Annotated in this window: 23 protein-coding genes; 17 read left to right on the top strand and 6 right to left on the bottom strand. The window is 63.2% G+C overall.

The window, feature by feature from the left end:
- The first annotated feature begins 35 nt into the window (after nucleotides 1-35).
- Together C4K39_RS18485 and C4K39_RS18490 are read left to right on the top strand one after the other, a co-directional pair.
- Nucleotides 36-668 (top strand): 2OG-Fe(II) oxygenase, encoded by a 633-nt coding sequence (locus tag C4K39_RS18485; RefSeq protein WP_124347142.1) that lies wholly within the window; start codon nucleotides 36-38, stop codon nucleotides 666-668.
- A 2-nt stretch (nucleotides 669-670) separates the two neighbouring features.
- Entirely contained in the window at nucleotides 671-1159 is a 489-nt protein-coding gene (locus tag C4K39_RS18490; protein ID WP_124347143.1) for a 2-thiouracil desulfurase family protein, read from the top strand.
- A 135-nt stretch (nucleotides 1160-1294) separates the two neighbouring features.
- On the opposite strand, the gene C4K39_RS18495 is transcribed toward C4K39_RS18490, so the two are convergent.
- Entirely contained in the window at nucleotides 1295-2080 is a 786-nt protein-coding gene (locus C4K39_RS18495) for a transporter substrate-binding domain-containing protein (RefSeq protein ID WP_124347144.1), read from the bottom strand.
- A 131-nt stretch (nucleotides 2081-2211) separates the two neighbouring features.
- On the opposite strand from C4K39_RS18495, the gene C4K39_RS18500 reads away from it, so the two are divergent.
- Nucleotides 2212-2649 carry a DUF4399 domain-containing protein gene (locus C4K39_RS18500; RefSeq protein WP_068575420.1) on the top strand — a complete coding sequence of 146 codons (438 nt, stop codon included), beginning with the start codon at nucleotides 2212-2214 and terminating at the stop codon, nucleotides 2647-2649.
- Between the two features lie 129 nt (nucleotides 2650-2778).
- Here C4K39_RS18500 and serA read toward each other — a convergent pair whose 3' ends face one another.
- Nucleotides 2779-4008 (bottom strand): phosphoglycerate dehydrogenase, encoded by a 1230-nt coding sequence (gene serA / locus C4K39_RS18505; protein WP_068575421.1) that lies wholly within the window; start codon nucleotides 4006-4008, stop codon nucleotides 2779-2781.
- A 203-nt stretch (nucleotides 4009-4211) separates the two neighbouring features.
- On the opposite strand from serA, the gene C4K39_RS18515 reads away from it, so the two are divergent.
- From C4K39_RS18515 to C4K39_RS18530, 4 genes are all read left to right on the top strand, one after another.
- The gene (locus C4K39_RS18515; RefSeq protein WP_068575422.1) at nucleotides 4212-5606 is read left to right on the top strand and encodes a D-2-hydroxyglutarate dehydrogenase; all 1395 of its coding nucleotides are present in this window, start codon (nucleotides 4212-4214) and stop codon (nucleotides 5604-5606) included.
- A 43-nt stretch (nucleotides 5607-5649) separates the two neighbouring features.
- Complete coding sequence (locus C4K39_RS18520; RefSeq protein ID WP_124347145.1) at nucleotides 5650-6315, top strand: fumarylacetoacetate hydrolase family protein; 666 nt, start codon at nucleotides 5650-5652, stop codon at nucleotides 6313-6315.
- Between the two features lie 164 nt (nucleotides 6316-6479).
- Entirely contained in the window at nucleotides 6480-7397 is a 918-nt protein-coding gene (locus tag C4K39_RS18525; RefSeq protein WP_068575424.1) for an SdiA-regulated domain-containing protein, read from the top strand.
- A gap of 97 nt (nucleotides 7398-7494) precedes the next feature.
- Nucleotides 7495-8403, top strand: coding sequence for an SdiA-regulated domain-containing protein (locus C4K39_RS18530; protein ID WP_124347146.1), 909 nt, complete (start codon nucleotides 7495-7497; stop codon nucleotides 8401-8403).
- 53 nt (nucleotides 8404-8456) lie between these two features.
- On the opposite strand, the gene rpiA is transcribed toward C4K39_RS18530, so the two are convergent.
- Nucleotides 8457-9128, bottom strand: coding sequence for a ribose-5-phosphate isomerase RpiA (gene rpiA, locus C4K39_RS18535; RefSeq protein WP_124347147.1), 672 nt, complete (start codon nucleotides 9126-9128; stop codon nucleotides 8457-8459).
- 205 nt (nucleotides 9129-9333) lie between these two features.
- Here rpiA and ilvA point away from each other — a divergent pair, with 205 nt between their 5' ends.
- Genes ilvA through C4K39_RS18555 form a run of 4 tightly spaced genes read left to right on the top strand, consistent with a single transcriptional unit; the run spans nucleotide 9334 to nucleotide 13055 of the window.
- Nucleotides 9334-10848, top strand: a complete 1515-nt coding sequence (gene ilvA / locus C4K39_RS18540; RefSeq protein ID WP_068575427.1) for a threonine ammonia-lyase, biosynthetic — start codon at nucleotides 9334-9336, stop codon at nucleotides 10846-10848.
- A gap of 38 nt (nucleotides 10849-10886) precedes the next feature.
- Complete coding sequence (locus tag C4K39_RS18545) at nucleotides 10887-11315, top strand: DUF2269 family protein (RefSeq protein WP_124347148.1); 429 nt, start codon at nucleotides 10887-10889, stop codon at nucleotides 11313-11315.
- A 19-nt stretch (nucleotides 11316-11334) separates the two neighbouring features.
- Nucleotides 11335-12591: an SDR family oxidoreductase gene (locus tag C4K39_RS18550; protein WP_124347149.1), complete on the top strand. Its 1257-nt coding sequence runs from the start codon at nucleotides 11335-11337 to the stop codon at nucleotides 12589-12591.
- Entirely contained in the window at nucleotides 12588-13055 is a 468-nt protein-coding gene (locus C4K39_RS18555) for a DUF2269 family protein (RefSeq protein WP_068575430.1), read from the top strand. The genes C4K39_RS18550 and C4K39_RS18555 overlap by 4 nt, the downstream gene beginning before the upstream one ends.
- A 44-nt stretch (nucleotides 13056-13099) precedes the next feature.
- On the opposite strand, the gene C4K39_RS18560 is transcribed toward C4K39_RS18555, so the two are convergent.
- The gene (locus C4K39_RS18560; protein WP_068575431.1) at nucleotides 13100-13756 is read right to left on the bottom strand and encodes a histidinol-phosphatase; all 657 of its coding nucleotides are present in this window, start codon (nucleotides 13754-13756) and stop codon (nucleotides 13100-13102) included.
- Nucleotides 13757-13899: 143 nt separating this feature from the next.
- Between C4K39_RS18560 and C4K39_RS18565 the strand changes: the two genes are divergently transcribed.
- Nucleotides 13900-14379, top strand: a complete 480-nt coding sequence (locus tag C4K39_RS18565; RefSeq protein ID WP_011064073.1) for an RNA pyrophosphohydrolase — start codon at nucleotides 13900-13902, stop codon at nucleotides 14377-14379.
- Between the two features lie 22 nt (nucleotides 14380-14401).
- On the top strand, nucleotides 14402-16681 hold the full coding sequence (gene ptsP, locus C4K39_RS18570) for a phosphoenolpyruvate--protein phosphotransferase (protein WP_068575432.1): 2280 nt from the start codon (nucleotides 14402-14404) through the stop codon (nucleotides 16679-16681).
- A 42-nt stretch (nucleotides 16682-16723) separates the two neighbouring features.
- On the opposite strand, the gene C4K39_RS18575 is transcribed toward ptsP, so the two are convergent.
- Nucleotides 16724-17470: an NRDE family protein gene (locus C4K39_RS18575; RefSeq protein ID WP_068575433.1), complete on the bottom strand. Its 747-nt coding sequence runs from the start codon at nucleotides 17468-17470 to the stop codon at nucleotides 16724-16726.
- 123 nt (nucleotides 17471-17593) lie between these two features.
- Between C4K39_RS18575 and C4K39_RS18580 the strand changes: the two genes are divergently transcribed.
- The 4 genes from C4K39_RS18580 to C4K39_RS18595 all read left to right on the top strand — a co-directional run bounded on the left by C4K39_RS18580 (nucleotide 17594) and on the right by C4K39_RS18595 (nucleotide 21048).
- Complete coding sequence (locus C4K39_RS18580; RefSeq protein WP_068575434.1) at nucleotides 17594-18376, top strand: sulfite exporter TauE/SafE family protein; 783 nt, start codon at nucleotides 17594-17596, stop codon at nucleotides 18374-18376.
- Nucleotides 18377-18455: 79 nt separating this feature from the next.
- A complete protein-coding gene (gene lgt, locus C4K39_RS18585; RefSeq protein ID WP_022641675.1) occupies nucleotides 18456-19265 on the top strand; it encodes a prolipoprotein diacylglyceryl transferase in 810 nt (269 codons plus the stop codon).
- A gap of 48 nt (nucleotides 19266-19313) precedes the next feature.
- Nucleotides 19314-20285 carry a thymidylate synthase gene (locus C4K39_RS18590; protein WP_124347150.1) on the top strand — a complete coding sequence of 324 codons (972 nt, stop codon included), beginning with the start codon at nucleotides 19314-19316 and terminating at the stop codon, nucleotides 20283-20285.
- A gap of 178 nt (nucleotides 20286-20463) precedes the next feature.
- Nucleotides 20464-21048 (top strand): undecaprenyl-diphosphatase, encoded by a 585-nt coding sequence (locus tag C4K39_RS18595; RefSeq protein WP_124347151.1) that lies wholly within the window; start codon nucleotides 20464-20466, stop codon nucleotides 21046-21048.
- A 24-nt stretch (nucleotides 21049-21072) separates the two neighbouring features.
- Here C4K39_RS18595 and cadR read toward each other — a convergent pair whose 3' ends face one another.
- Nucleotides 21073-21522: a Cd(II)/Pb(II)-responsive transcriptional regulator gene (cadR, locus tag C4K39_RS18600; RefSeq protein WP_068575437.1), complete on the bottom strand. Its 450-nt coding sequence runs from the start codon at nucleotides 21520-21522 to the stop codon at nucleotides 21073-21075.
- Nucleotides 21523-21583 lie beyond the last annotated feature (61 nt).

Genomic DNA, 21583 nt, shown 5'->3' on the forward strand with positions numbered 1-21583 from the left:
TGCGGCTCTGTCAGATTTATCTGCGGCTGGATACTATGCGCGCCATGCACATACCCTCTGATCATCCGCTGTTGTTGAGCATCGTCGACGACCTGGCCGCCCGTGGCTGGTCGCAGCAGGATATTTTCCTGCCTGAGGCTCTGACCCTCGACCTGGCTGCCGAGTGCCGTAAACGTGCCGCCGAGGGCGAACTGGCTCCGGCGGCGGTTGGGCGCGGCCCTGCCCAGGAAATCCGCGAGGGTATCCGCGGCGACCATATCCAGTGGCTCGAGCCCGGCCAGGCCCAGGCCAGCGACGCCTACCTGGCGCTCATGGACAGCCTGCGCGAAGCCTTGAACCGTGGCCTGTTCCTCGGCCTGGAGGATTTCGAGTGTCATTTCGCGATGTATCCACCAGGGGCCTTCTACAAGCGCCATGTGGACCGCTTTCGCGACGATGACCGGCGCATGGTGTCGGCGGTGATCTACCTCAATTTGCAATGGCTGCCCGAGCATGGCGGGCAACTGCGCATGTACCTGGGGGAACGCGGCGAGCACGATGTCGATCCGGTCGGCGGCCGGCTGGTGGTATTCCTCTCCGGCGAAATGCCCCATGAAGTCCTGCCCGCGACCCGGGAACGCCTGTCCTTGACCGGCTGGTTCCGGCGCCGTGGCAACGAGCCGTTCTGACCATGCACAAGATCCTGGTCAGCCGCTGCCTGCTGGGCCACCGCGTACGCTACGACGGTGGTGCCAGCGGCCCCTTCGATCAATTGGCGGCCTGGCAGCAGGAAGGGCGCGTGGTGGCGCTGTGCCCGGAAGTGGCTGGTGGCTTGCCGACACCACGGGCCGCGGCGGAAATCCCGGGTGGCCAGGGCGTCGATGTGCTGCAGGGGCGGGCACCGGTGATGACCACGGAAGGTGAAGATGTCAGCGCCGAGTTCCTCTCCGGGGCCCGGCAGGCTTTGGCCCTGGTGGAAAAACACGGCATCCGTATTGCCGTGCTCAAGGCCAACAGCCCGTCTTGCGGCAACCTGTTGACCTATGACGGCACCTTCAGTGGGGTCAAGGTCCCGGGAGAGGGCGTCACCGCCGCCTTGCTCAAGCAACATGGCGTGCAGGTCTTCAGCGAGTTGCAACTGCTCGAGGCCGCCAGCGCCCTCGCCGCATTGTCCTCGTAACCGCTGTCGAGTTTCAGTGAGGCTGCGATAAGGCCCGCCGCGCCTCGCTTGGCGCACTCCCGCCAAACCCTTGGCGTCCCTGCGGTGCAATCCTTCGAGCCCTTCGCGGCCTGCGCCAGTGGCTACAGCTCAGGTTTATTGCTCGGTCTCGCCCTTGGGCGGTTTGCTGGCGTCCATGCCGAACCATTTTTCCGACAGGGTCATCAGCCGGCCATCGGCCTTGATCCGCTGCAGGGCGCCGTTCAGGCTGGCGCGAAAGGCCGGATTACCCTTCTGGAAGGGAATGGCCAGGCTCAGGGTAGGCCCCACCTTGGCGCCTTCCTTCACTGGCAGGCGGCTGTCACGAATGGCGTAGGGGATCAGCAGGCGATCGCTGATGGCGGCATCGATCTGCTTGTCCGCTACATCCTTGATCGGCTGCTGGGCGTCGGCATAGCTGCGCAGGTTGATCCCTTCCACGGTCCGTGCCTGGTCGACGAACTGGCTGCCCTGGGCCACACCGAGGGCCCGGCCGCGCAGGGATTGCAGGTTGAAGAGTGGGCGTTGTTCTTCCTTGCGCACGATCAGTTGGGCGTTGGAGTAGCTATAGGGTTCGCTGAAGTCGAAACGATCCTTGAGTTCCGGGGTCACTGCTATGTGGTTGATGGCGACGTCGAAGCGACCGCTCTCGACACCAGGCAGCAGCTCGGCGGCCTCGGTCACGACGAAGTCGGCGCGTACGTCCAGTTCGCTGGCCAGCAACTGCCCCAGTTCGACCTCGAAGCCGGTGAGCCTGCCTTCGTCCTTGAAGTTGAAGGGGGGTGTATCGGCTTCCAGGGCAATGCGCAGTTCACCACGGTCGTTGATGTCGTCAATCAGTTCGGCTTGGGCGCAGAGGCTTACCAGAGGTAGCAAAAGTATCAGGCCAGGCAGAAAACGCATGGTCACTCCTTGAAGTCATATGAGCGATGCGCCATTCAGGCTCGCTTTGCTAAGGTGTTGAGTGCCTTCGACAACGAATCGCCACGAAGTTGTCATAACCGTAAAAGATTTGCGGAAAACTGGAGAAAAAAATGAATAAATTCATGTCTTGCGCGGCACTGGCCGGCCTGTTGCTGGGGGCCTCATTGCAGGTCGGCGCCGCTGAAATTCCTCGTACTCAGGCACCCGCCGGTGCCAAGGTGTTCATCGTATCTCCAGCTGACGGGGATACCGTGGACAAGACCTTCAAGGTCAAGTTCGGCGTCGAGGGCATTGCCCTGGCGCCGGCTGGCGACCAGGCCGCCAATACCGGCCACCATCACCTGCTGATCGATGTCGACCAACTGCCGGCCGAGAACATGCCGATCCCGATGGACGCCAAGCACCTGCATTTCGGCAAGGCCCAGACCGAGACCGAAGTGACCCTGGCCCCGGGCAAGCACACCCTGCAACTGGAGCTGGGAGACAAGAACCACGTACCGTTCGACCCGGTGATCGTCTCCAAGAAAATCACAGTGACAGTGAAATAAACGTAAATGCCGCGCAAAAAAAGGGAGCCCATCAAGGCTCCCTTTTTTGTACGGCTAGCTACAAGGCTGCAGCTACAAACCAGGGCGGGCCCTTGCTTGCCGCTTGAAACTTGCCGCTTGCAGCTGCTCTTAGAACAGCACCCGGCAACGGATGGTGCCGTTGATGTGCTGCAGTTTCTCTTGAGCGAGGTCCGAGTATTCGGCGTCGACGTCGATCACCACGTAGCCGACCTTCTCGTTGGTCTGCAGGAACTGGCCGGAGATGTTGATGCCGTTTTCGGCGAAGACCTTGTTGATCTCGCTCATCACGCCCGGAATGTTCTCGTGGATGTGCAGCAGACGGTGCTTGCCAGGGTGGGCAGGCAGGGCCACTTCAGGGAAGTTGACCGAGGACACCGAGGTACCGTTGTCGCTGTACTTGACCAGCTTCTCGGCCACTTCCAGGCCAATGTTGGCCTGGGCTTCGGCAGTGGAACCGCCGATGTGCGGGGTCAGGATCACGTTGTCCAGGCCGCGCAGCGGGCTTTCGAACTCTTCGTCATTGGAGCGTGGCTCGACCGGGAACACGTCGATGGCTGCGCCGATCAGGTGCTTGTCCTTGATCGCGTCCGCCAGGGCGTCCAGCTCGACCACGGTACCGCGAGCAGCGTTGATCAGGATGCCGCCCTTCTTGATGGCACGGATTTCCTTCTCGCCGATCATCCACTGGGTGGCTGCGGTTTCCGGTACGTGCAGGGTCACGATGTCGGACATGCCCAGCAGCTCGTGCAGGTTGCCCACCTGGGTGGCGTTGCCCAGCGGCAGCTTGGTCACGGTGTCGTAGAAGAACACCTGCATGCCCAGGCCCTCGGCCAGGACCGACAGCTGGGTGCCAATGGAGCCATAACCGACGATACCCAGCTTCTTGCCGCGGATTTCGAAGGAATTGGCTGCGCTCTTGATCCAGCCGCCACGGTGGCAGGATGCATTTTTCTCGGGGATGCCGCGTAGCAGCAGGATGGCCTCGGCCAGTACCAGCTCGGCTACCGAGCGGGTGTTGGAGTAAGGCGCGTTGAACACTGCGATGCCGCGCTCGCGAGCAGCAGCCAGGTCAACCTGGTTGGTGCCGATGCAGAAGCACCCTACTGCGACCAGTTTCTTCGCGTGGTCGAAGATCTCTTCGGTCAGTTGGGTACGGGAGCGAATACCGATGAAGTGTGCATCGGCGATCTTTTCCTTGAGCTGGGCTTCCGGCAGAGAACTGGTGAGGTACTCGATGCTGGTGTAGCCGGCGGCCTTGAGGACGTCGACAGCGGATTGGTGGACGCCTTCGAGGAGAAGGAACTTGATCTTGCTCTTATCGAGAGAAGTCTTGCTCATCTGCGTAAACCTGTGTCCCGGAGAAAAATGGCAGGGAATTGGACAGCTTGAGCTGACCTGGACGGCGCGAAGCCGACACCGCAGAAGGCCCTTGGGCACTCTTCTGCGGGGGCGGTATGCTAGCATACGCGCCCCGCTAAACACTCATTCCTGCGACGTGAAGCGTTCTCAGGATGACCATGAATTGTTCGAGAGTTCTGTCGATGACCAATCCTGCCCTGATTGATGAGCTGAAGACCCTGGTTGAGCCCGGCAAGGTGCTGACCGACGCCGACTCGCTGAATGCCTACGGCAAGGATTGGACCAAGCACTTCGCCCCCGCACCCACGGCCATCGTGTTCCCCAAGACCATCGAACAGGTCCAGGCCATCGTCCGCTGGGCCAACCAGCACAAGGTGGCGCTGGTGCCTTCGGGCGGTCGTACCGGATTGTCGGCCGCTGCCGTGGCGGCCAGCGGCGAAGTGGTGGTGTCCTTCGACTACATGAACCAGATTCTCGAACTGAACCTGACCGATCGCACCGCAGTGTGCCAGCCGGGCGTGGTCACCGAGCAACTGCAGAACCTGGCGGAAGAAAACGGCCTGTACTACCCGGTGGACTTCGCTTCGGCAGGTTCCAGCCAAATTGGCGGCAATATCGGCACCAATGCTGGCGGGATCAAGGTCATTCGCTACGGCATGACCCGTAACTGGGTGGCTGGCATGAAGGTGGTCACCGGCAACGGCGACCTGCTTGAACTGAACAAGGACCTGATCAAGAACGCCACCGGCTACGACCTGCGCCAGTTGTTCATCGGCGCCGAGGGCACCCTGGGTTTCGTGGTCGAGGCCACCATGCGCCTGGATCGCGCGCCGAAGAACCTCACCGCCATGGTCCTGGGCACGCCTGACTTCGACTCGATCATGCCGGTGCTGCATGCGTTCCAGGGCAAGGTCGACCTGACGGCTTTCGAGTTCTTCTCCGACAAGGCGCTGGCCAAGGTCCTGGCCCGCGGCGACGTACCGGCGCCATTCGAATCCGACTGCCCGTTCTACGCCCTGCTGGAATTCGAAGCCACCACCGAAGAGGTGGCCAACCACGCCCTGGAGACGTTCGAGCATTGCGTAGAGCAGGGCTGGGTCCTGGATGGCGTGATGAGCCAGAGCGAAACCCAGCTGCAGAATCTGTGGAAGCTGCGCGAGTACATCTCCGAGACCATCTCCCACTGGACCCCGTACAAGAACGACATCTCGGTCACGGTGTCGAAAGTGCCGGCATTCCTCCAGGAAATCGACGCCATCGTCGGCAAGCACTACCCGGACTTCGAGATCGTCTGGTTCGGCCATATCGGCGACGGCAACCTGCACCTGAACATCCTCAAGCCGGACAACCTGAGCAAGGACGAGTTCTTCGCCAAGTGCGCCACGGTCAACAAATGGGTGTTCGAAACCGTCGAGAAGCACAATGGCTCGATCTCCGCGGAACATGGCGTAGGCATGACCAAGCGCGATTACCTGACCTATAGCCGCTCGCCGGTGGAGATCGAGTACATGAAGGCGGTCAAGGCGGTATTCGATCCGAACGGCATCATGAATCCGGGCAAGATCTTCGCTGCCTGAATCCAGGCAGCGTCCAGAGCACGCGTACGAGCAGGAGTCGGTAATGAGCTATCAGCACCAGTATGTCGACGGTACCCGGATTCATTTCCCGGTGGGCAAGGTGGTATGCATCGGTCGCAACTACGCCGAGCACGCCAAGGAGCTGGACAACCCGGTTCCCACCGAGCCCTTGTTGTTTATCAAGCCCGGTAGCTGCGTCGTTCCCCTGGAGGGCGGTTTCGCCATTCCTACCGAGCGTGGCTCGGTGCATTACGAGGCCGAGATTGCCGTGTTGATCGGCAAGCCGCTGTCCACCAAGCCCAGCCGTGAAGAGGTGCTGGATGCCATTTCCGGCTTCGCCCCGGCCCTGGACCTGACCCTGCGGGACAAGCAGGCCGAACTGAAAGCCAAGGGCCTGCCCTGGGAAATCGCCAAGTCGTTCGATGGCGCGGCGGTGATCGCGCCCTTTGTAGTGGGCAGCACCTTTGCCGACCTGGGCGATATTGGCATTCGCCTGACCATCAATGGCGAGGTGCGCCAGGATGGCAACAGCAGCATCATGCTCAATCCCATCGTCCCCATGATCCAGTACATGGCTGGCTGCTTCTCCCTGCAAGCTGGCGATGTGATTCTCACCGGCACACCGGTGGGTGTGGGTCCGCTGAACGTGGGGGATGAGCTGGTACTGGAGTTGCCAGGCGCCAGTCGCTTTGCCAGCAGCGTCCGTTGATCGGAAACTTTCTGCGAGGCGGCCCTGAATATCTGGACGCCTCGTAAAAACGCCAGGGCATTAACCGTTTTTTCACATTCTCTCTGGATAATCACCGGGTTTACCGTTCGCGGATGTGAAATCTGCGTGCTATTACCTATGGCCGAGCTTCTGGAATCTGTGAAATGGATGCCCAACCGCTGACCAAACCTTTTACTCTGCGCCGCCTGCGCATGCGTTGGTATTCCTGGCTGCTGTTGGCCGGGGTGATCAGCTATGGCGTCGCCAGCATCATGCACTGGGATGACCGTGGTGCGCTTTGGGTCCAGGAAGGCTTCGTCAGTCCTGCCGAGCGCAACGCCAGTATCTGGCTGCCTGCTTATCGCGCGGTGATCGATGCCAAGGTCCTGCCGGGCATGGAGCGTGATGAAGCTTCCGATCTTTCCTACAGCCCGCAGACCAAGACCCTGTTTTCGGTGATGGGCAAACACCCGTTCCTGGTGGAGTTGACCCTGCAGGGCGATGTCCTGCGCAAGATTCCCCTGGTGGGCTGGAGCAACCCGGAAGGGGTGGCGGTCATGGAAAACGGCCTGTTGGCGATTGTCGATGAGCGCGAGCATTCGCTGGTGGTCGTCAAGGTCGATGGCAATACCAGGGAGCTGAACATCGCGGACTTCCCGAAGTATGACCTGGGCCCCTCGGCAGACCAGAACAAGGCTTTCGAGGCTGTGGCCTGGGACCCGCGCAAGCAGCAACTGCTGTTGGGAGAGGAGCGTCCGCCGGCGTTGTTCACCTGGAGCAGCGACGGTACCGTGCTCAAGGGCGACAAGCAGAAGCTGCCTAGCGACGAGCTCGACCTGCGCAATCTATCGGCGTTGGGGATCGACCCGCGCACCGGCCATACCCTGGTGCTGTCTGCCGACTCCCACCTGTTGCTGGAATTGGACGAGCAAGGCGAACAAGTCAGCTTCATGACCCTGCTCGGTGGTTTCAACGGCCTGGAACACACCATTCCGCGGGCCGAAGGCGTAGCCATGGACGAAGCTGGCAACCTGTATATGGTCAGTGAGCCCAATCTGTTCTACCGCTTCGAGAAGCGCTGAGTCCTGGCCCGGTTTCCCGGGCCTTCCCGCGGATTAAGCTTGAATTCAGTCGGCTGTGATATTTCATCGGCCTGTCCTGATTTCGAGCCTGCCTGCCATGTACCCTCTGAGTCGTCTTCATTCCCTCTCTCTATTGCTCTGCCTGGTGGCCGTGCTGTTTGTTGCGTTCGCGCATAACCAGCGGTTGTGGCAGCGCGCCTGGTTCGACTGGCAGGCCTACTGGCAGACGGGTGATCCTCGATCGCTGAATCTGGGCGATTACCGAGTGGTGCGTGAGGCGCAGCCCATCGAGGGCCTGGACGATGTCTCGGCGCTGACCTACGACCCGCTGCGCAATAGCCTGTTCACCGTTACCAACAAGAACGCCGAGCTGATCGAGCTGTCCCTGGAGGGGCAGGTTCTCCGGCGGATCGCCCTGGCCGGCTTCACGGACCCGGAGGCGGTGGAGTTCATCAGTGCCGATACTTACGTCATCAGCGATGAGCGCCAGCAGCGGTTGGTGAAGATTCACCTGCAAGAGGGCACGACGCAGGTGGATGCGGCGCTGTCCGAGCAGGTGACCCTCGGCATGCACCTGGGAGGCAACAAGGGGTTCGAAGGCCTGGCCTACGATGCCTCGGGCAAGCGGCTGTTCGTCGCCAAGGAGCGCGATCCGATGCTGATCTATGAGGTGCGGGGCTTTCCCGACAGCGACCCGCACGCGCCTCGTGGCATGCATGTAGTGAATGATCCCAGGCGCGACGCGGGGTTGTTCGTGCGTGATCTCTCCAGCTTGCAGTACGACGCGGGCAGCGGGCATCTGCTGGCTTTGTCGGATGAATCGCGGCTGATCGTAGAGCTGGATACCGAGGGGCGTCCGTTGAGTACCCTGGCACTGGGCAGGGGGCGCCAAGGCTTGAGCAAGGCTGTGCCCCAGGCAGAAGGAATGGCCATGGACAAGGCGGGCACGCTGTACCTGGTCAGCGAGCCGAACCTGTTCTACGTCTTCAGGAGGCCTGGGGAATAAGCCATGTGCTGCCAGTGCGGGCGCCCGGTGAGCGCCTGCGCTGGCTCGGGGCATCAGGCCTTGAGGGTCTTCACGCCTTCAGCGGTGCCCAGCAGCAGCACATTGGCGGGGCGTGCGGCGAACAGGCCGTTGGTGACCACGCCGACGATGGCATTGATCTGGCTTTCCAGTTCCACCGGGTTGCTGATCTGCATGTTATGCACGTCGAGGATGATGTTGCCGTTGTCGGTGATCACGCCTTCGCGGTACACCGGGTCGCCGCCGAGCTTCACCAGCTCGCGCGCCACGTGGCTGCGGGCCATCGGGATCACTTCCACTGGCAGCGGGAAAGCGCCCAGCACCGGGACCAGCTTGCTGGCATCGGCGATGCAGATGAAGGTCTTGGCCACGGCCGCGACGATCTTTTCCCGGGTCAGGGCCGCGCCACCGCCCTTGATCAGGTTCAGGTGCGCATCGCTTTCGTCGGCGCCGTCGATGTAGAACTCCAGCTCGCTGACGGTGTTGAGCTCGTACACCGGGATGCCATGGCCTTTGAGGCGCGCGGCGGTGGCTTCGGAGCTGGCCACGGCGCCGTCGAAGGCGCCCTTGTGCTGGGCCAGGGCGTCGATGAAGCAGTTGGCGGTGGAGCCGGTGCCGACCCCGACGATGCTCTTGTCGTCGAGTTTCGGCAGGATGAGGTCGACGGCGGCCTGGGCGACGGCCTGTTTGAGTTGATCCTGGGTCATGCGGGCTCCGAAGCGGGCAGGGGGCACAAAGCCCGGCATTATAGGCGCCGGCGCCGGCCAGGTCATTGCCCGTCTGGCCACTCGTTTGCCTGGATTGGCGACAGGTCCCGGAGACAGGCCAAAACCTCTGTATTCGTGTGGTCGCCCGGGCAAACGCTGGGTTAGACTCCTTGGCCCTGCCCAACCCGCTCAGTGATGCTTTCCGATGCTCGAACAGTACGTAAAGAAGATCCTCACCTCGCGCGTTTATGACGTTGCCGTAGAAACCCCGTTGCAGTCCGCTCGCCAGCTCTCCGAGCGGCTGGGCAACCAGGTCTGGCTCAAGCGCGAAGACTTGCAGCCGGTGTTCTCGTTCAAGATTCGCGGCGCCTACAACAAGCTGACCCAGCTCACCGATGTCGAACGCGCCCGTGGCGTGGTCACCGCCTCGGCGGGCAACCATGCCCAGGGCCTGGCCCTGGCCGCCAAGGTGCTGGGGGTCAAGGCCACCATCGTGATGCCCAAGACCACTCCCGAGATCAAGGTCGAAGGCGTGCGTTCCCGTGGCGGCAAGGTGGTGCTGCACGGCGATACTTTCCCCGAAGCGCTGGCCTATTCGCTGAAACTGGTGGACGAGAAGGGCTACGTCTACATCCATCCCTACGACGATCCCCACACCATTGCCGGGCAGGGCACGGTGGCCATGGAGATCCTGCGCCAGCATCCCGGCCCGCTGGATGCGATCTTCGTGCCGGTCGGCGGCGGCGGGCTGATCGCCGGCATCGCAGCCTATGTGAAGTACCTGCGTCCCGAGACGCGGGTGATCGGCGTCGAGCCGGACGACTCCAACTGCTTGCAAATGGCCATGGCCGCCGGCGAGCGGGTGGTGTTGCCAACCGTGGGCATCTTCGCCGACGGCGTGGCCGTGGCGCAGATCGGCCAGCACACCTTCGATATCTGCAAGGACCACGTCGACGAGGTCATCACGGTCAGCACCGACGAGATCTGTGCGGCAATCAAGGATATCTACGACGATACCCGCTCGATCACCGAACCTGCCGGTGCCCTCGGGGTGGCGGGGATCAAGAAGTACGTCGAGCAGCGTGGCATCACCGGGCAGACCCTGGTGGCCATCGATTCCGGTGCCAACGTCAACTTCGACCGCCTGCGCCACGTGGCCGAGCGCGCCGAGCTGGGTGAGGGCCGCGAAGCCATCATCGCCGTGACCATTCCCGAGCAGCCTGGCAGCTTCAAGGCCTTCTGCGAGGCGGTGGGCAAACGCCAGATCACCGAATTCAACTACCGCTACAACACCGGCAGCGAGGCGCACATTTTCGTCGGCGTGCAGACCCACCCGGAAAACGACCCGCGCAGTGCCCTGATCGCCAACCTGACTGACCAGGGTTTCCCGGTGATCGACCTGACCGATAACGAACTGGCCAAGTTGCACATTCGCTACATGGTCGGTGGGCGTGCGGAGAAGGTCAGCGACGAACTGGTCCTGCGCTTCGAGTTCCCGGAGCGCCCGGGCGCCTTGTTCAACTTCCTCAACAAGCTGGGCGGGCGCTGGAACATTTCCATGTTCCACTACCGTAACCACGGTGCGGCGGACGGGCGAGTGGTCGCTGGCCTGCAGGTGCCGGCCGAGGAGCGCCACCTGGTTCCTGCGGCCCTGGAGCAGATCGGTTATCCGTACTGGGACGAAAGCGACAACCCGGCCTACCAGCTGTTCCTCGGCTGAGCGGCTACGCTGAATCGAGGCCTTAAGGACACGAGAATATGGAAACGCTGAGCATGCTGAAGACGCTTCATGTATCGGCCACGGTATTGCTGCTGGGCAGCGCGCTGGGCTTGGCTATCTGGGTCTGGCGCCTGCGCCGCCAGGGTGACGCGGGGGTCTATAGCCGGGTACTGCACCGCCCGGGCCTGTTCGGCTGGTTGCTACTGGCCCTGGGCCTGGTGACCCTGCCGGTCACCGGTTGGTGGCTGGTGCACCTGGTGGGTTGGCCGCTGGGGCAGACCTGGGTCCTGGGCTCCAGCGTGCTCTACACCCTGGGGGCGCTGGCCTGGCTATGGCTGATGGTGCGGCTCAATCGCCTGCGCGTGGCCAAGGCTGCCAGTGGCCTGGCTTTTACCCTGGTCTTGGCGGTCTTCAGCGCCCTGTGTTTCGTCACCATTGCCGGCCTCATGGGGGCCAAGCCGGTCTGATCCGGTCTTAAGGATTGCCATGAAGGTTGTTCTGGTGGGGGCCACAGGGTTTGTCGGCCGTCATCTGCTGGCGGCGTTGCACGCCGCCGGTCATCAATTGATCGCTACCAGCCGCCAGCCACAACCTCGGGGTTTGCCCGGGGTGCAGTGGTTGCAGCTGGATCTTGACCGTCTCGGTCGTGAGCCCGGTTCGTTCGAACTGCCAGCGGATACCGATCTACTGATCAATGCCGCCGGTTTGCTGAGCAACGACCCCCAGGCCTTGAGCCTGACCCAGGACCTGGGTACGCGCGCGCTGTTCGACCTGGCGGCGGCTCGTGGCACGCGAGTCCTGCAGATTTCCGCGTTGGGCGCCGGCAGCCAGCCCCGGGTGCCGTTCCTGGCAAGCAAGGCCGTGGCGGACGACTATCTGCTGGGCCTGGGCATTTCAGCCGTGGTGCTGCGTCCTTCATTGGTGCTGGGGGCGGGTGGTGCCAGTAGCGGTTGGCTGGCACGACTCTCGCCCTGGCCGCTGATCCCGCTGCTGTCCTCCAGGGCACAGATGCAGCCCCTGCATGTGGATGACTTGAGCGCCGCGGTGCTGGCGCTGCTGCGGCAGTGGCCGACAGAATCCATGGTCCTGCCGCTGGTTGGCCCGGAGCGGATGACCATGGGGCAATTGCTCGATCGCCTGCGAGCGGCCCAAGGCTGGGCGCCGGCCCGTTATATCCAGTTGCCGGGGCCGCTCCTGGGCCTGGCCGCGCTGCTGGGCGAGCGCCTGGGTTGGCGGGCGCTGAGCCGGCAAAGCCTGAGCATGGCCCGGCAGGACAACCTGGCGGACCCCGAGGTGCTGGCATCGGTCTGTGGTTATCACGCCGCTCCCCTGGCGACGCGCCTGCAGGGCTGGCCCCAGGCCGGGCAAACCACCCAGTGGGTGCTGCGGCCGCTGCTATTGGCGGTGATGGTGCTGATCTGGCTCGGGACGGCAGTGGTGTGCATCGGCCCCGGCTACGACTGGGGCCTGCGGATCATGGCCGAGGCTGGGGTGCAGGGCGCCTGGGCGGTGCTGGCGGTGATCGGTGGTTCGCTCTGCGACGCGGTGCTGGGCGTCGGCCTGCTGCTGCGGCGCTGGCGCCGGCGGGCCTTGCAGGCGCAATTGCTGCTGATGTTTGGCTACACGCTGATCATCAGCCTGATCCTGCCGCATTTCTGGTTTGACCCTTATGCCGCCGTCGCCAAGAACCTGGTGCTGATGGTGGCGACCCTTTGGCTGTTGTGGACCGAACCTCGTCGATGAGCGCTTACCTGCTGCTGAAAACCCTGCATATCCTGTCTTCCACCGTGCTATTCGGCCTGGGTGCCGGGTCGGCCTACTACGCCTTGCGGGCTTGGCGCAGCGGTCAGGTGCAGGTGATCGCCGTGACCTTCAGGCACCTGGTGTTCGCCGACTGGGCCTTCACCGCGACCACCGCGGTGTTCCAGCCGCTGAGCGGGCTGGGCCTGATCCACCTGGCAGGATGGTCGATCCAGCAGTCCTGGCTGATGTGGAGCCTGGGGCTGTATGTCTTGGCGGGGGTGTGCTGGCTGCCGGTGGTCTGGTTGCAGATCCGGGTGCACAAGATGGCCGAGCAGGCCTTGCGCGATGGGACGCCGATGCCGATGCGCGCCACTCTCTATATGCGCTGGTGGTTCGCCCTGGGCTGGCCGGCGTTCCTGGCCTTCATGGCGATCTTCTACCTGATGGTGGCCAAGCCGGCCTGAGGCCCAGAGCCGCCCCGGACCGCACTGCGGCCCGGGGCGCCGCTTCAATCGCGCAGGCTGATCACCTGCCAGCCGCGTTTCTGGGCTTCGGCGCGCAGGTTGGGGTCAGGGTCGACGGCCACCGGAGTGGTCACCTGCTCCAGCAGCGGCAGGTCATTCATCGAATCGCTGTAGAAATAGCTGTCTTGCAGGTCGTGGCCGGTTTCTTCCATCCAGCGCAGCAGGCGGGTCACCTTGCCCTCGCGAAAGCACGGTACGTCGGTGCTGCGGCCGGTGTAGCGACCGTCCTGCATCTCGCACTCGGTAGCGATCAGGGTTTCCACGCCCAGGCGCTCGGCGATCGGGGCGGTGACGAAGCGGTTGGTGGCGGTGATGATCACCAGCTTGTCGCCAGCCTCGCGGTGCCGGGCCAGAAGGGCCTGGGCCTTGGGCAGCAGGATCGGCTCGATGCAGTCGCGCATGTAGTCGCGATGCCATTGTTCCAGCACGTCCATGTCGGTGCGGCCGAGGACTTCCAGGCAGAAGTTCAGGTACGCGGCGTTGTCGAGCTTGCCGGCCAGGTAGTCCTGGTAGAACTCGTCGTTGCGGGCCTTGTAGGCCACGGGGTCGAGGAAGCCCTTCTCGCACAGGTAGTCGCCCCAGGCATGGTCGCTATCGCCACCCAGGAGTGTGTTGTCCAAGTCGAATAAAGCCAGGCGCATTGCAGTTACTCACTGAAAAGTCTTGGAAAAGGCCCCCAGAATACGGTCTTTTCACAAGAGTGCACATAAGCTTGGCAGCCTCGTTGCTGCATTCCCAAGCTTTATGGAACAATGCGGCGACATGCGTTTGCGAGGTTGTAGCCGTGATCGACCCCGATGGTTTTCGCCCCAATGTCGGGATCATTCTGACGAATGATGCCGGCCAGGTGCTATGGGCTCGCCGTATCAATCAAGATGCCTGGCAGTTTCCCCAAGGCGGCATCAACCCCGACGAGACGCCGGAAGACGCTCTTTATCGCGAGTTGAACGAAGAAGTGGGCCTGGAGCGCGAAGATGTGCAAATTCTCGCCTGCACCCGCGGCTGGTTGCGCTATCGTTTGCCGCAGCGCCTGGTAAGGACCCACAGCCAACCGCTGTGCATCGGCCAAAAGCAGAAATGGTTTCTCTTGCGCCTGATCTCCAACGAGCAGCGGGTGCGGATGGATTTGACCGGTAAACCGGAATTCGATGGCTGGCGCTGGGTCAGTTATTGGTACCCGTTGGGCCAGGTGGTGACATTCAAGCGCGAAGTGTATCGCCGCGCTCTCAAAGAGCTTGCCCCGCGCCTTCTAGTGCGCGACTGACGACGGAGTTCGACCCCGAGCCATGCTCAATACGCTGCGCAAGATCGTCCAGGAAGTTAACTCCGCCAAGGATCTCAAGACGGCGTTGGGGATCATCGTCTTGCGCGTCAAAGAGGCCATGGGCAGCCAGGTCTGCTCCGTCTACCTGCTGGACCCGGAAACCAACCGTTTCGTGCTGATGGCTACCGAAGGCTTGAACAAGCGTTCCATCGGCAAGGTCAGCATGGCTCCCAACGAAGGCCTGGTGGGCCTGGTAGGTACTCGGGAAGAACCCCTCAACCTGGAAAACGCCGCCGATCACCCCCGCTACCGCTACTTCGCCGAGACCGGCGAGGAGCGCTATGCCTCCTTCCTCGGGGCGCCGATCATCCATCACCGGCGGGTGGTCGGGGTCCTGGTGATCCAGCAGAAGGAACGCCGCCAGTTCGATGAAGGCGAAGAAGCCTTCCTGGTGACCATGAGTGCCCAGCTGGCCGGGGTTATCGCCCATGCCGAGGCCACCGGCTCGATCCGCGGCCTGGGACGCCAGGGCAAGGGTATCCAGGAAGCCAAGTTCGTTGGCGTGCCGGGTTCTCCCGGCGCCGCCGTGGGCAGCGCGGTGGTGATGCTGCCGCCGGCTGACCTGGACGTGGTGCCGGACAAGCACATCACCGATATCGACGCAGAGCTGGCGTTGTTCAGGAGCGCCCTGGAAGGGGTGCGCGCCGACATGCGGGCGTTGTCGGAAAAGCTCGCGACCCAGTTGCGTCCCGAGGAGCGGGCGCTGTTCGACGTCTACCTGATGATGCTCGACGATGCCTCCCTGGGCAGCGAAGTGAAGGCCGTGATCAAGACCGGCCAATGGGCCCAGGGTGCGTTGCGCCAGGTGGTCAGCGATCACGTCAACCGTTTCGAACTGATGGACGATGCCTACCTGCGCGAGCGCGCCTCGGACGTCAAGGACCTGGGCCGGCGGCTCCTGGCCTACCTCCAGGAAGAGCGCCAGCAGACCCTGGTCTACCCCGACAACACCATCCTGGTCAGCGAGGAGCTGACTCCAGCCATGCTCGGCGAAGTGCCCGAGGGCAAGCTGGTGGGCCTGGTCTCGGTACTGGGCTCGGGCAACTCCCACGTGGCGATCCTGGCCCGGGCCATGGGTATCCCGACGGTGATGGGCCTGGTCGACCTGCCGTACTCCAAGGTCGATGGTATCCAGATGATCGTCGATGGTTACCATGGCGAGGTCTACACCAACCCCAGCGACGTGCTGCGCAAGCAGTTCGCCGATGTGGTGGAAGAGGAGCGGCAACTGGCCCAGGGCCTGGATGCGCTGCGCGACCAGCCTTGCGTGACCCCCGATGGCCACCGCATGCCGCTGTGGGTCAACACCGGCCTGCTGGCGGACGTGGCCCGGGCGCAGAAGCGTGGTGCCGAGGGCGTGGGGCTGTACCGCACCGAAGTGCCGTTCATGATCAACCAGCGCTTCCCCAGCGAAAAGGAACAGCTGGCGATCTACCGTGAACAACTGGCGGCTTTCCATCCGCAGCCGGTCACCATGCGTAGCCTGGACATCGGTGGCGACAAGTCGCTGTCCTACTTCCCGATCAAGGAAGACAACCCGTTCCTGGGCTGGCGCGGTATCCGCGTGACCCTCGACCACCCGGAGATATTCCTGGTGCAGGCCCGGGCCATGCTCAAGGCCAGCGAGGGCCTGAACAACCTGCGCATCCTGTTGCCAATGATCTCCGGCATCCACGAGCTGGAAGAGGCGCTGCACCTGATCCACCGGGCCTGGGGCGAGGTGCGCGACGAAGGCACCGACGTGCCGATGCCGCCGGTGGGGGTGATGATCGAGATTCCTGCGGCGGTGTACCAGACCAAGGAACTGGCGCGCCAGGTGGACTTCCTGTCGGTGGGTTCCAACGACCTGACCCAGTACCTGCTGGCGGTGGACCGCAACAACCCGCGGGTGGCCGACCTCTACGACTACCTGCATCCGGCGGTGTTGCAAGCCCTGCAGACCGTGGTCCGCGACGCCCACGCCGAAGGCAAGCCGGTGAGTATCTGTGGCGAGATGGCCGGCGACCCGGCCGCTGCGGTGCTGCTGATGGCCATGGGCTTTGACAGCCTGTCGATGAACGCCACCAACCTGCCGAAGGTGAAGTGGATGCTGCGCCAGATCAGCATGACCAAGGCCAAGGAATTGCTGGACGAGATGATGACCATCGACAACCCGCAAGTTATCCACAGCTCGCTGCAGCTGGCGCTGAAGAAGCTCGGCCTGGCGCGGATGATCAACCCCGCGTCGAACAAGACCCTCTAGTCCGCGTGCCGGTCCTCCTTGAGACCGGCCGCCGACGGCGCCTCAGATCCTCAGTTCGATCTCTCCCAGATGCCCGCCATAGGGGCCAAAGCTGCGCTCGACCAGATGCCGTGAGCCGTCGGCGTGGACGATCAGCGCGGTACTGGCGCGAGTGCCATAACTGGGACTGGCAATGAAGATACTCGACAGCAGGCTCTCGGTGGCCAGGCCCACGCCAGTGTCTGGCAAGTCGGCGAAAGGCGCGGTCTGCGGGTCGCCCAACAGCGCCAGCAAGGCCTCGGGCCGGGGATCGTCCAACACCTCACGCAGCGCGGCCTTGGCCTTGAGCAGCTTGGGCCAGGGGGTGTCCAGGCCGGCATTGGACAGGCCATAGACGCCGGCCTCCAGCTGGCGTGGCTCCGGGTCATGGGCGTTGTAGTGCCAGAGCTGGTCCGCGGTACCCAGCAGCAGGTTGAAACCGGCGTATTCCAGAGAGCGGCCCACTACGTCACGCAGGTACTCGTCCAGGTCGATGGTGCCGGCCAGGAAGCGTGCCACCAGTTCCCCGCGGGAGCGACGTGCCGGCGGCTGGTGCGGGTTGCGGATATTGGTCAGGGCCGCGAAGCGCCCATCGGCGCCGACCCCGAGCCAGGTGCCGCCGGCCTCCAGGTCGCGTCCGGCGTGGATCTGTGGCGACTCCGGCCATTGCGCCAGGGGCAGGCTGGGCCGGGCATAGAACTCGTCACGGTTGGCCGCGACGATCAGCGGTTGGGTGTGTCCCGGTCGCCAGGCAAAGACAATCAAGCACATGAAGGTGGCCCCCTGTGTGTTTTTGCCCACTTTACGCACAGAGCCGATGGGTATCCATCGTCATCCGGTGGAGTCCTGGGCCGCGCATCCGTTACCATGCCGAACTCATTTTTGGATGCTCCCATGGAATTTCTGCTCTATCTGCTCTTGGGCGCCTGTGCGGGCGTACTGGCCGGGCTGTTCGGCGTAGGCGGCGGAATCATCATCGTTCCGGTGCTGGTGTTCAGTTTCACCCTGCAAGGCTTCGATGCCTCGGTGCTGACCCACCTGGCAGTGGGCACCTCCCTGGCCAGCATCATCTTCACGTCCATCAATTCAGTGCGGGAACACCATCGCCGGGGCGCAGTGCGCTGGCCGATATTCGCCTGGATGACCCTGGGCATCCTCATGGGGGCCGGGTTCGGGGCGTTGACGGCCGAGGCCATTTCCGGCCCGCACCTGCAGAAGATCATCGGTGTGTTCGCCCTGGTGATCGCCGTGCAGATGGCCCTGGAACTCAAGCCCAAGGCCAGCCGCGAGGTGCCCGGCAAGCTTGGCCTGACCGCTGCCGGTGGGGTGATCGGCTGGGCCTCGGCGATCTTTGGCATCGGTGGTGGCTCGCTGACGGTGCCATTCCTCACCTGGCGCAGCGTGCCGATGCAGCAGGCCGTGGCCACTTCCTCGGCCTGCGGTTTGCCCATCGCCCTGGCCAGTGCGTTAAGTTTCATGATTCTGGGCTGGCATGATCCCCTGTTGCCGGCTCATAGTCTGGGCTTCATCTATCTGCCGGCGCTATTGGGCATCGCCCTGACCAGCATGGTGTTCGCCCGTATCGGTGCGCGCCTGGCCCACAAACTGTCACCGCGACTGTTGAAGCGAATGTTCGCCGCGCTGCTGTTCTGCGTGGGGACCAGCTTCCTGTTCTGAGTCGTGACGCAATCCTGGCTTAATCCTGGCGTGACAGTTTCGCCCGGAACCGAAGTCCCAACCCTTACGAGGAGTCGTAATGCTGCCTTACCCGCAGATTGATCCGGTGGCCGTGGCCATCGGCCCGCTGAAAATCCACTGGTACGGCCTGATGTACCTGATCGGCATCGGCGGTGCCTGGTTGCTGGCGTCGCGCCGGCTGAACCGCTTCGATCCGACCTGGACCAAGGAAAAACTCTCGGACCTGGTGTTCTGGTTGTCCATGGGCGTGATCGTCGGCGGGCGCCTGGGCTACGTGCTGTTCTACGACCTCAGCGCCTACCTGGCCAACCCGACCCTGATTTTCGAGGTGTGGAAGGGTGGCATGTCGTTCCACGGCGGTTTCATCGGGGTGATGCTGGCGGCCTGGTGGTTTGGCAAGCGCAACAACAAGACCTTCTTCGAACTGATGGACTTCGTCGCACCCATGGTGCCGATCGGCCTGGGCGCCGGGCGCATCGGCAACTTCATTAACGCCGAGTTGTGGGGCAAGGCCACCGACCTGCCCTGGGCCATGGTGTTCCCGCCGTTCAGCGATCCGGCGCAGTTGCCGCGCCATCCGTCGCAGCTGTACCAGTTCGCCCTGGAAGGTGTGGCGTTGTTCCTGATCCTCTGGCTGTTCTCGCGCAAGCCGCGCCCGACCATGGCGGTCTCGGGGATGTTCGCGCTGTTCTACGGAATATTCCGTTTCATCGTCGAATTCGTGCGGGTGCCGGATGCCCAGCTGGGCTACCTGGCGTGGAACTGGCTGACCATGGGTCAGATTCTGTGCGTTCCGATGATCCTCGGTGGCCTCGGATTGATCTGGCTGGCTTATCATCGCGCTCCGGCCAAGAGTGCCGCGCAATAAATTCGAATCCCGGGGCGCAGGTCCCGGGTTCAGGGATGCAGGTAATTCATGAAGCAATATCTTGATCTGGTGGCCCACGTCATCAACAACGGCACCAAGCAGGCCAACCGCACCGGTGTGAACACCATCAGCTTCCCCGGGGCGATGCTGCGCTACGACCTCAAGGAAGGCTTCCCGGCCATCACCACGCGCAAGATGGCGTTCAAGTCGGCGATCGGCGAAATGGTCGGCTTCCTGCGCGGTGTGAACAACGCCGCCGAGTTCCGTGCCCTGGGCTGCAAGGTCTGGGACCAGAACGCCAACGAAAACGCCCAGTGGCTAGCCAACCCGTTCCGTCAGGGCGAGGACGACCTGGGCGAGATCTACGGCGTGCAATGGCGCAAATGGCCGGCCTATAAGCAGATCAAGGTCGCCAACCAGGCCGCCATCGAGTTGGCGCTGAGCCAGGGCTACCGGCAGATCGCCGCGGGCGAAGAAGAGGGCGAAGCCTACGTGGTGCTGTACAAGGCCATCGACCAGGTGCGCCAGTGCGTCGATACCATCATCAACGACCCGGGCAGCCGGCGCATCCTGTTCCACGGCTGGAACTGCGCCCAGCTGGATGAAATGGCCTTGCCGCCGTGCCACCTGCTGTACCAGTTCCATCCGAATGTCGAGACCCGGGAAATCTCCCTGACCCTCTACATCCGTTCCAACGACCTGGGCCTGGGCACACCGTTCAACCTCACCGAAGGCGCGGCGCTGCTGAGCCTGATCGGTCGCCTGACCGGCTATACCCCACGTTGGTTCACCTATTTCATCGGTGATGCCCACGTCTACGAGAACCACCTGGACATGCTCAACGAGCAGCTCAAGCGCGAGCCGTTCCCGATGCCCAAGCTGGTGATCTCCGACCGGGTGCCGGAGTTCGCCAAGACCGGCGCGTACCAGCCTGAGTGGCTGGAGCTGATCGAGCCGGGCGACTTCTCCCTGGAAGGCTACGAACACCATGCGCCAATGACCGCGCCCATGGCGGTCTAGCCCCCCCTGTCCTGAACCAATCGGGGGCCTTGCGATCCATATCGCACGGCCCCCGGTCGATTCTGCCGTTGCCGTTATCGAGCTTGCCCGGGACGTGTCCCGGGCATTGCCGTGCCGGACGGGCAACTAAGCTCTTATGAGCTGCACTCCTCTTATTTTTCTGAACACGAGCCCCTGAATGGAAGAACTCAATCGCAGCCTGTTCCTGGCCATCAATGCCAGTGCCGACGCCTCGATGCTCATGCGTGAACTGGCGGTTTTCCTGGCGCAATGGGTGGTGCTGAGCGTGCCGCTGCTGCTGTTGCTGTTCTGGGTGTTCGGCGAGCGACGCCAGCGAATGGTGGTGCTATTGGCCACCTTGAGCATCATCCTGGCCCTGGCCAGCAACCTGCTGATTCGCGGCCTGTGGTTCCATCCTCGGCCCTTCATGCTGGAGTTGGGACAGAACTTCCTGGCTCATGCACCCGGCGCGTCCTTCCCCAGCGACCACGCCAGCGGCATGTTCGCCATGGGGTTTGCCCTGTTGCTGGCTTCCCTGCGCAAGACCGCCCTGGTGATGCTGGCCCTGGCATTGCTGGTGAGTTGGGCACGGGTCTACCTGGGGGTGCACTTCCCGTTCGACATCCTCGGCGGTTGCCTGGTGGGGCTGGGGAGTGCCTGGCTGGTGCGCCGCGGGATCGCCTGGCATCAGCTGGACGAGCGTTTGCTGGCGTTGCTGGAAGGGGTCTACCTGCGGTTGCTGCCTGGGCGCCACGGCTCCTGAGAGCGTGGCGCCCGGCCTCGCGGCTCAATGGCCGTGGCTGCGGCCGACGTGGGACGGCTCGGCCTCGCTGGGGGCCACCGAACCGCTGACTTCCAGGCGCTGGAGAATGCCGCAGTGCTCAAGGTCCGGCGCCTCGCTGCAGCGCTGGCGCAGGTCCACCAGTTGCTCTTGCAGGGCCAGCAAGCCGTCGATCCGCGCCTTGACGTGATGGATGTGCTCGTCGATCAGGGCGTTGACGCTGGCGCACTGGTCCTGGGGGCTGTCCCGCAGATTCAGCAGGCTGCGGATCTCTTCCAGGGTCATGTCCAGGCTGCGGCAGTTGCGGATGAAGGTCAGGCGCTCGCTGTGAGCCTGGGTATAGAGGCGGTAGTTGCCTTCGCTGCGAGCCGGTTCCGGTAGCAGTCCTTCGCGTTCGTAGTAGCGGATGGTCTCGACCTGACAGTCGGTGAGTTTCGCCAGTTCGCCAATTTTCATCGCCATCGTCTCCGAATAGGTGCTTGACCCTATAGTGGCTACAGGGTGTTCACTTGGCAAC

Source organism: Pseudomonas sessilinigenes, from assembly GCF_003850565.1.
GTDB classification, from domain to species: Bacteria; Pseudomonadota; Gammaproteobacteria; order Pseudomonadales; family Pseudomonadaceae; genus Aquipseudomonas; species Aquipseudomonas sessilinigenes.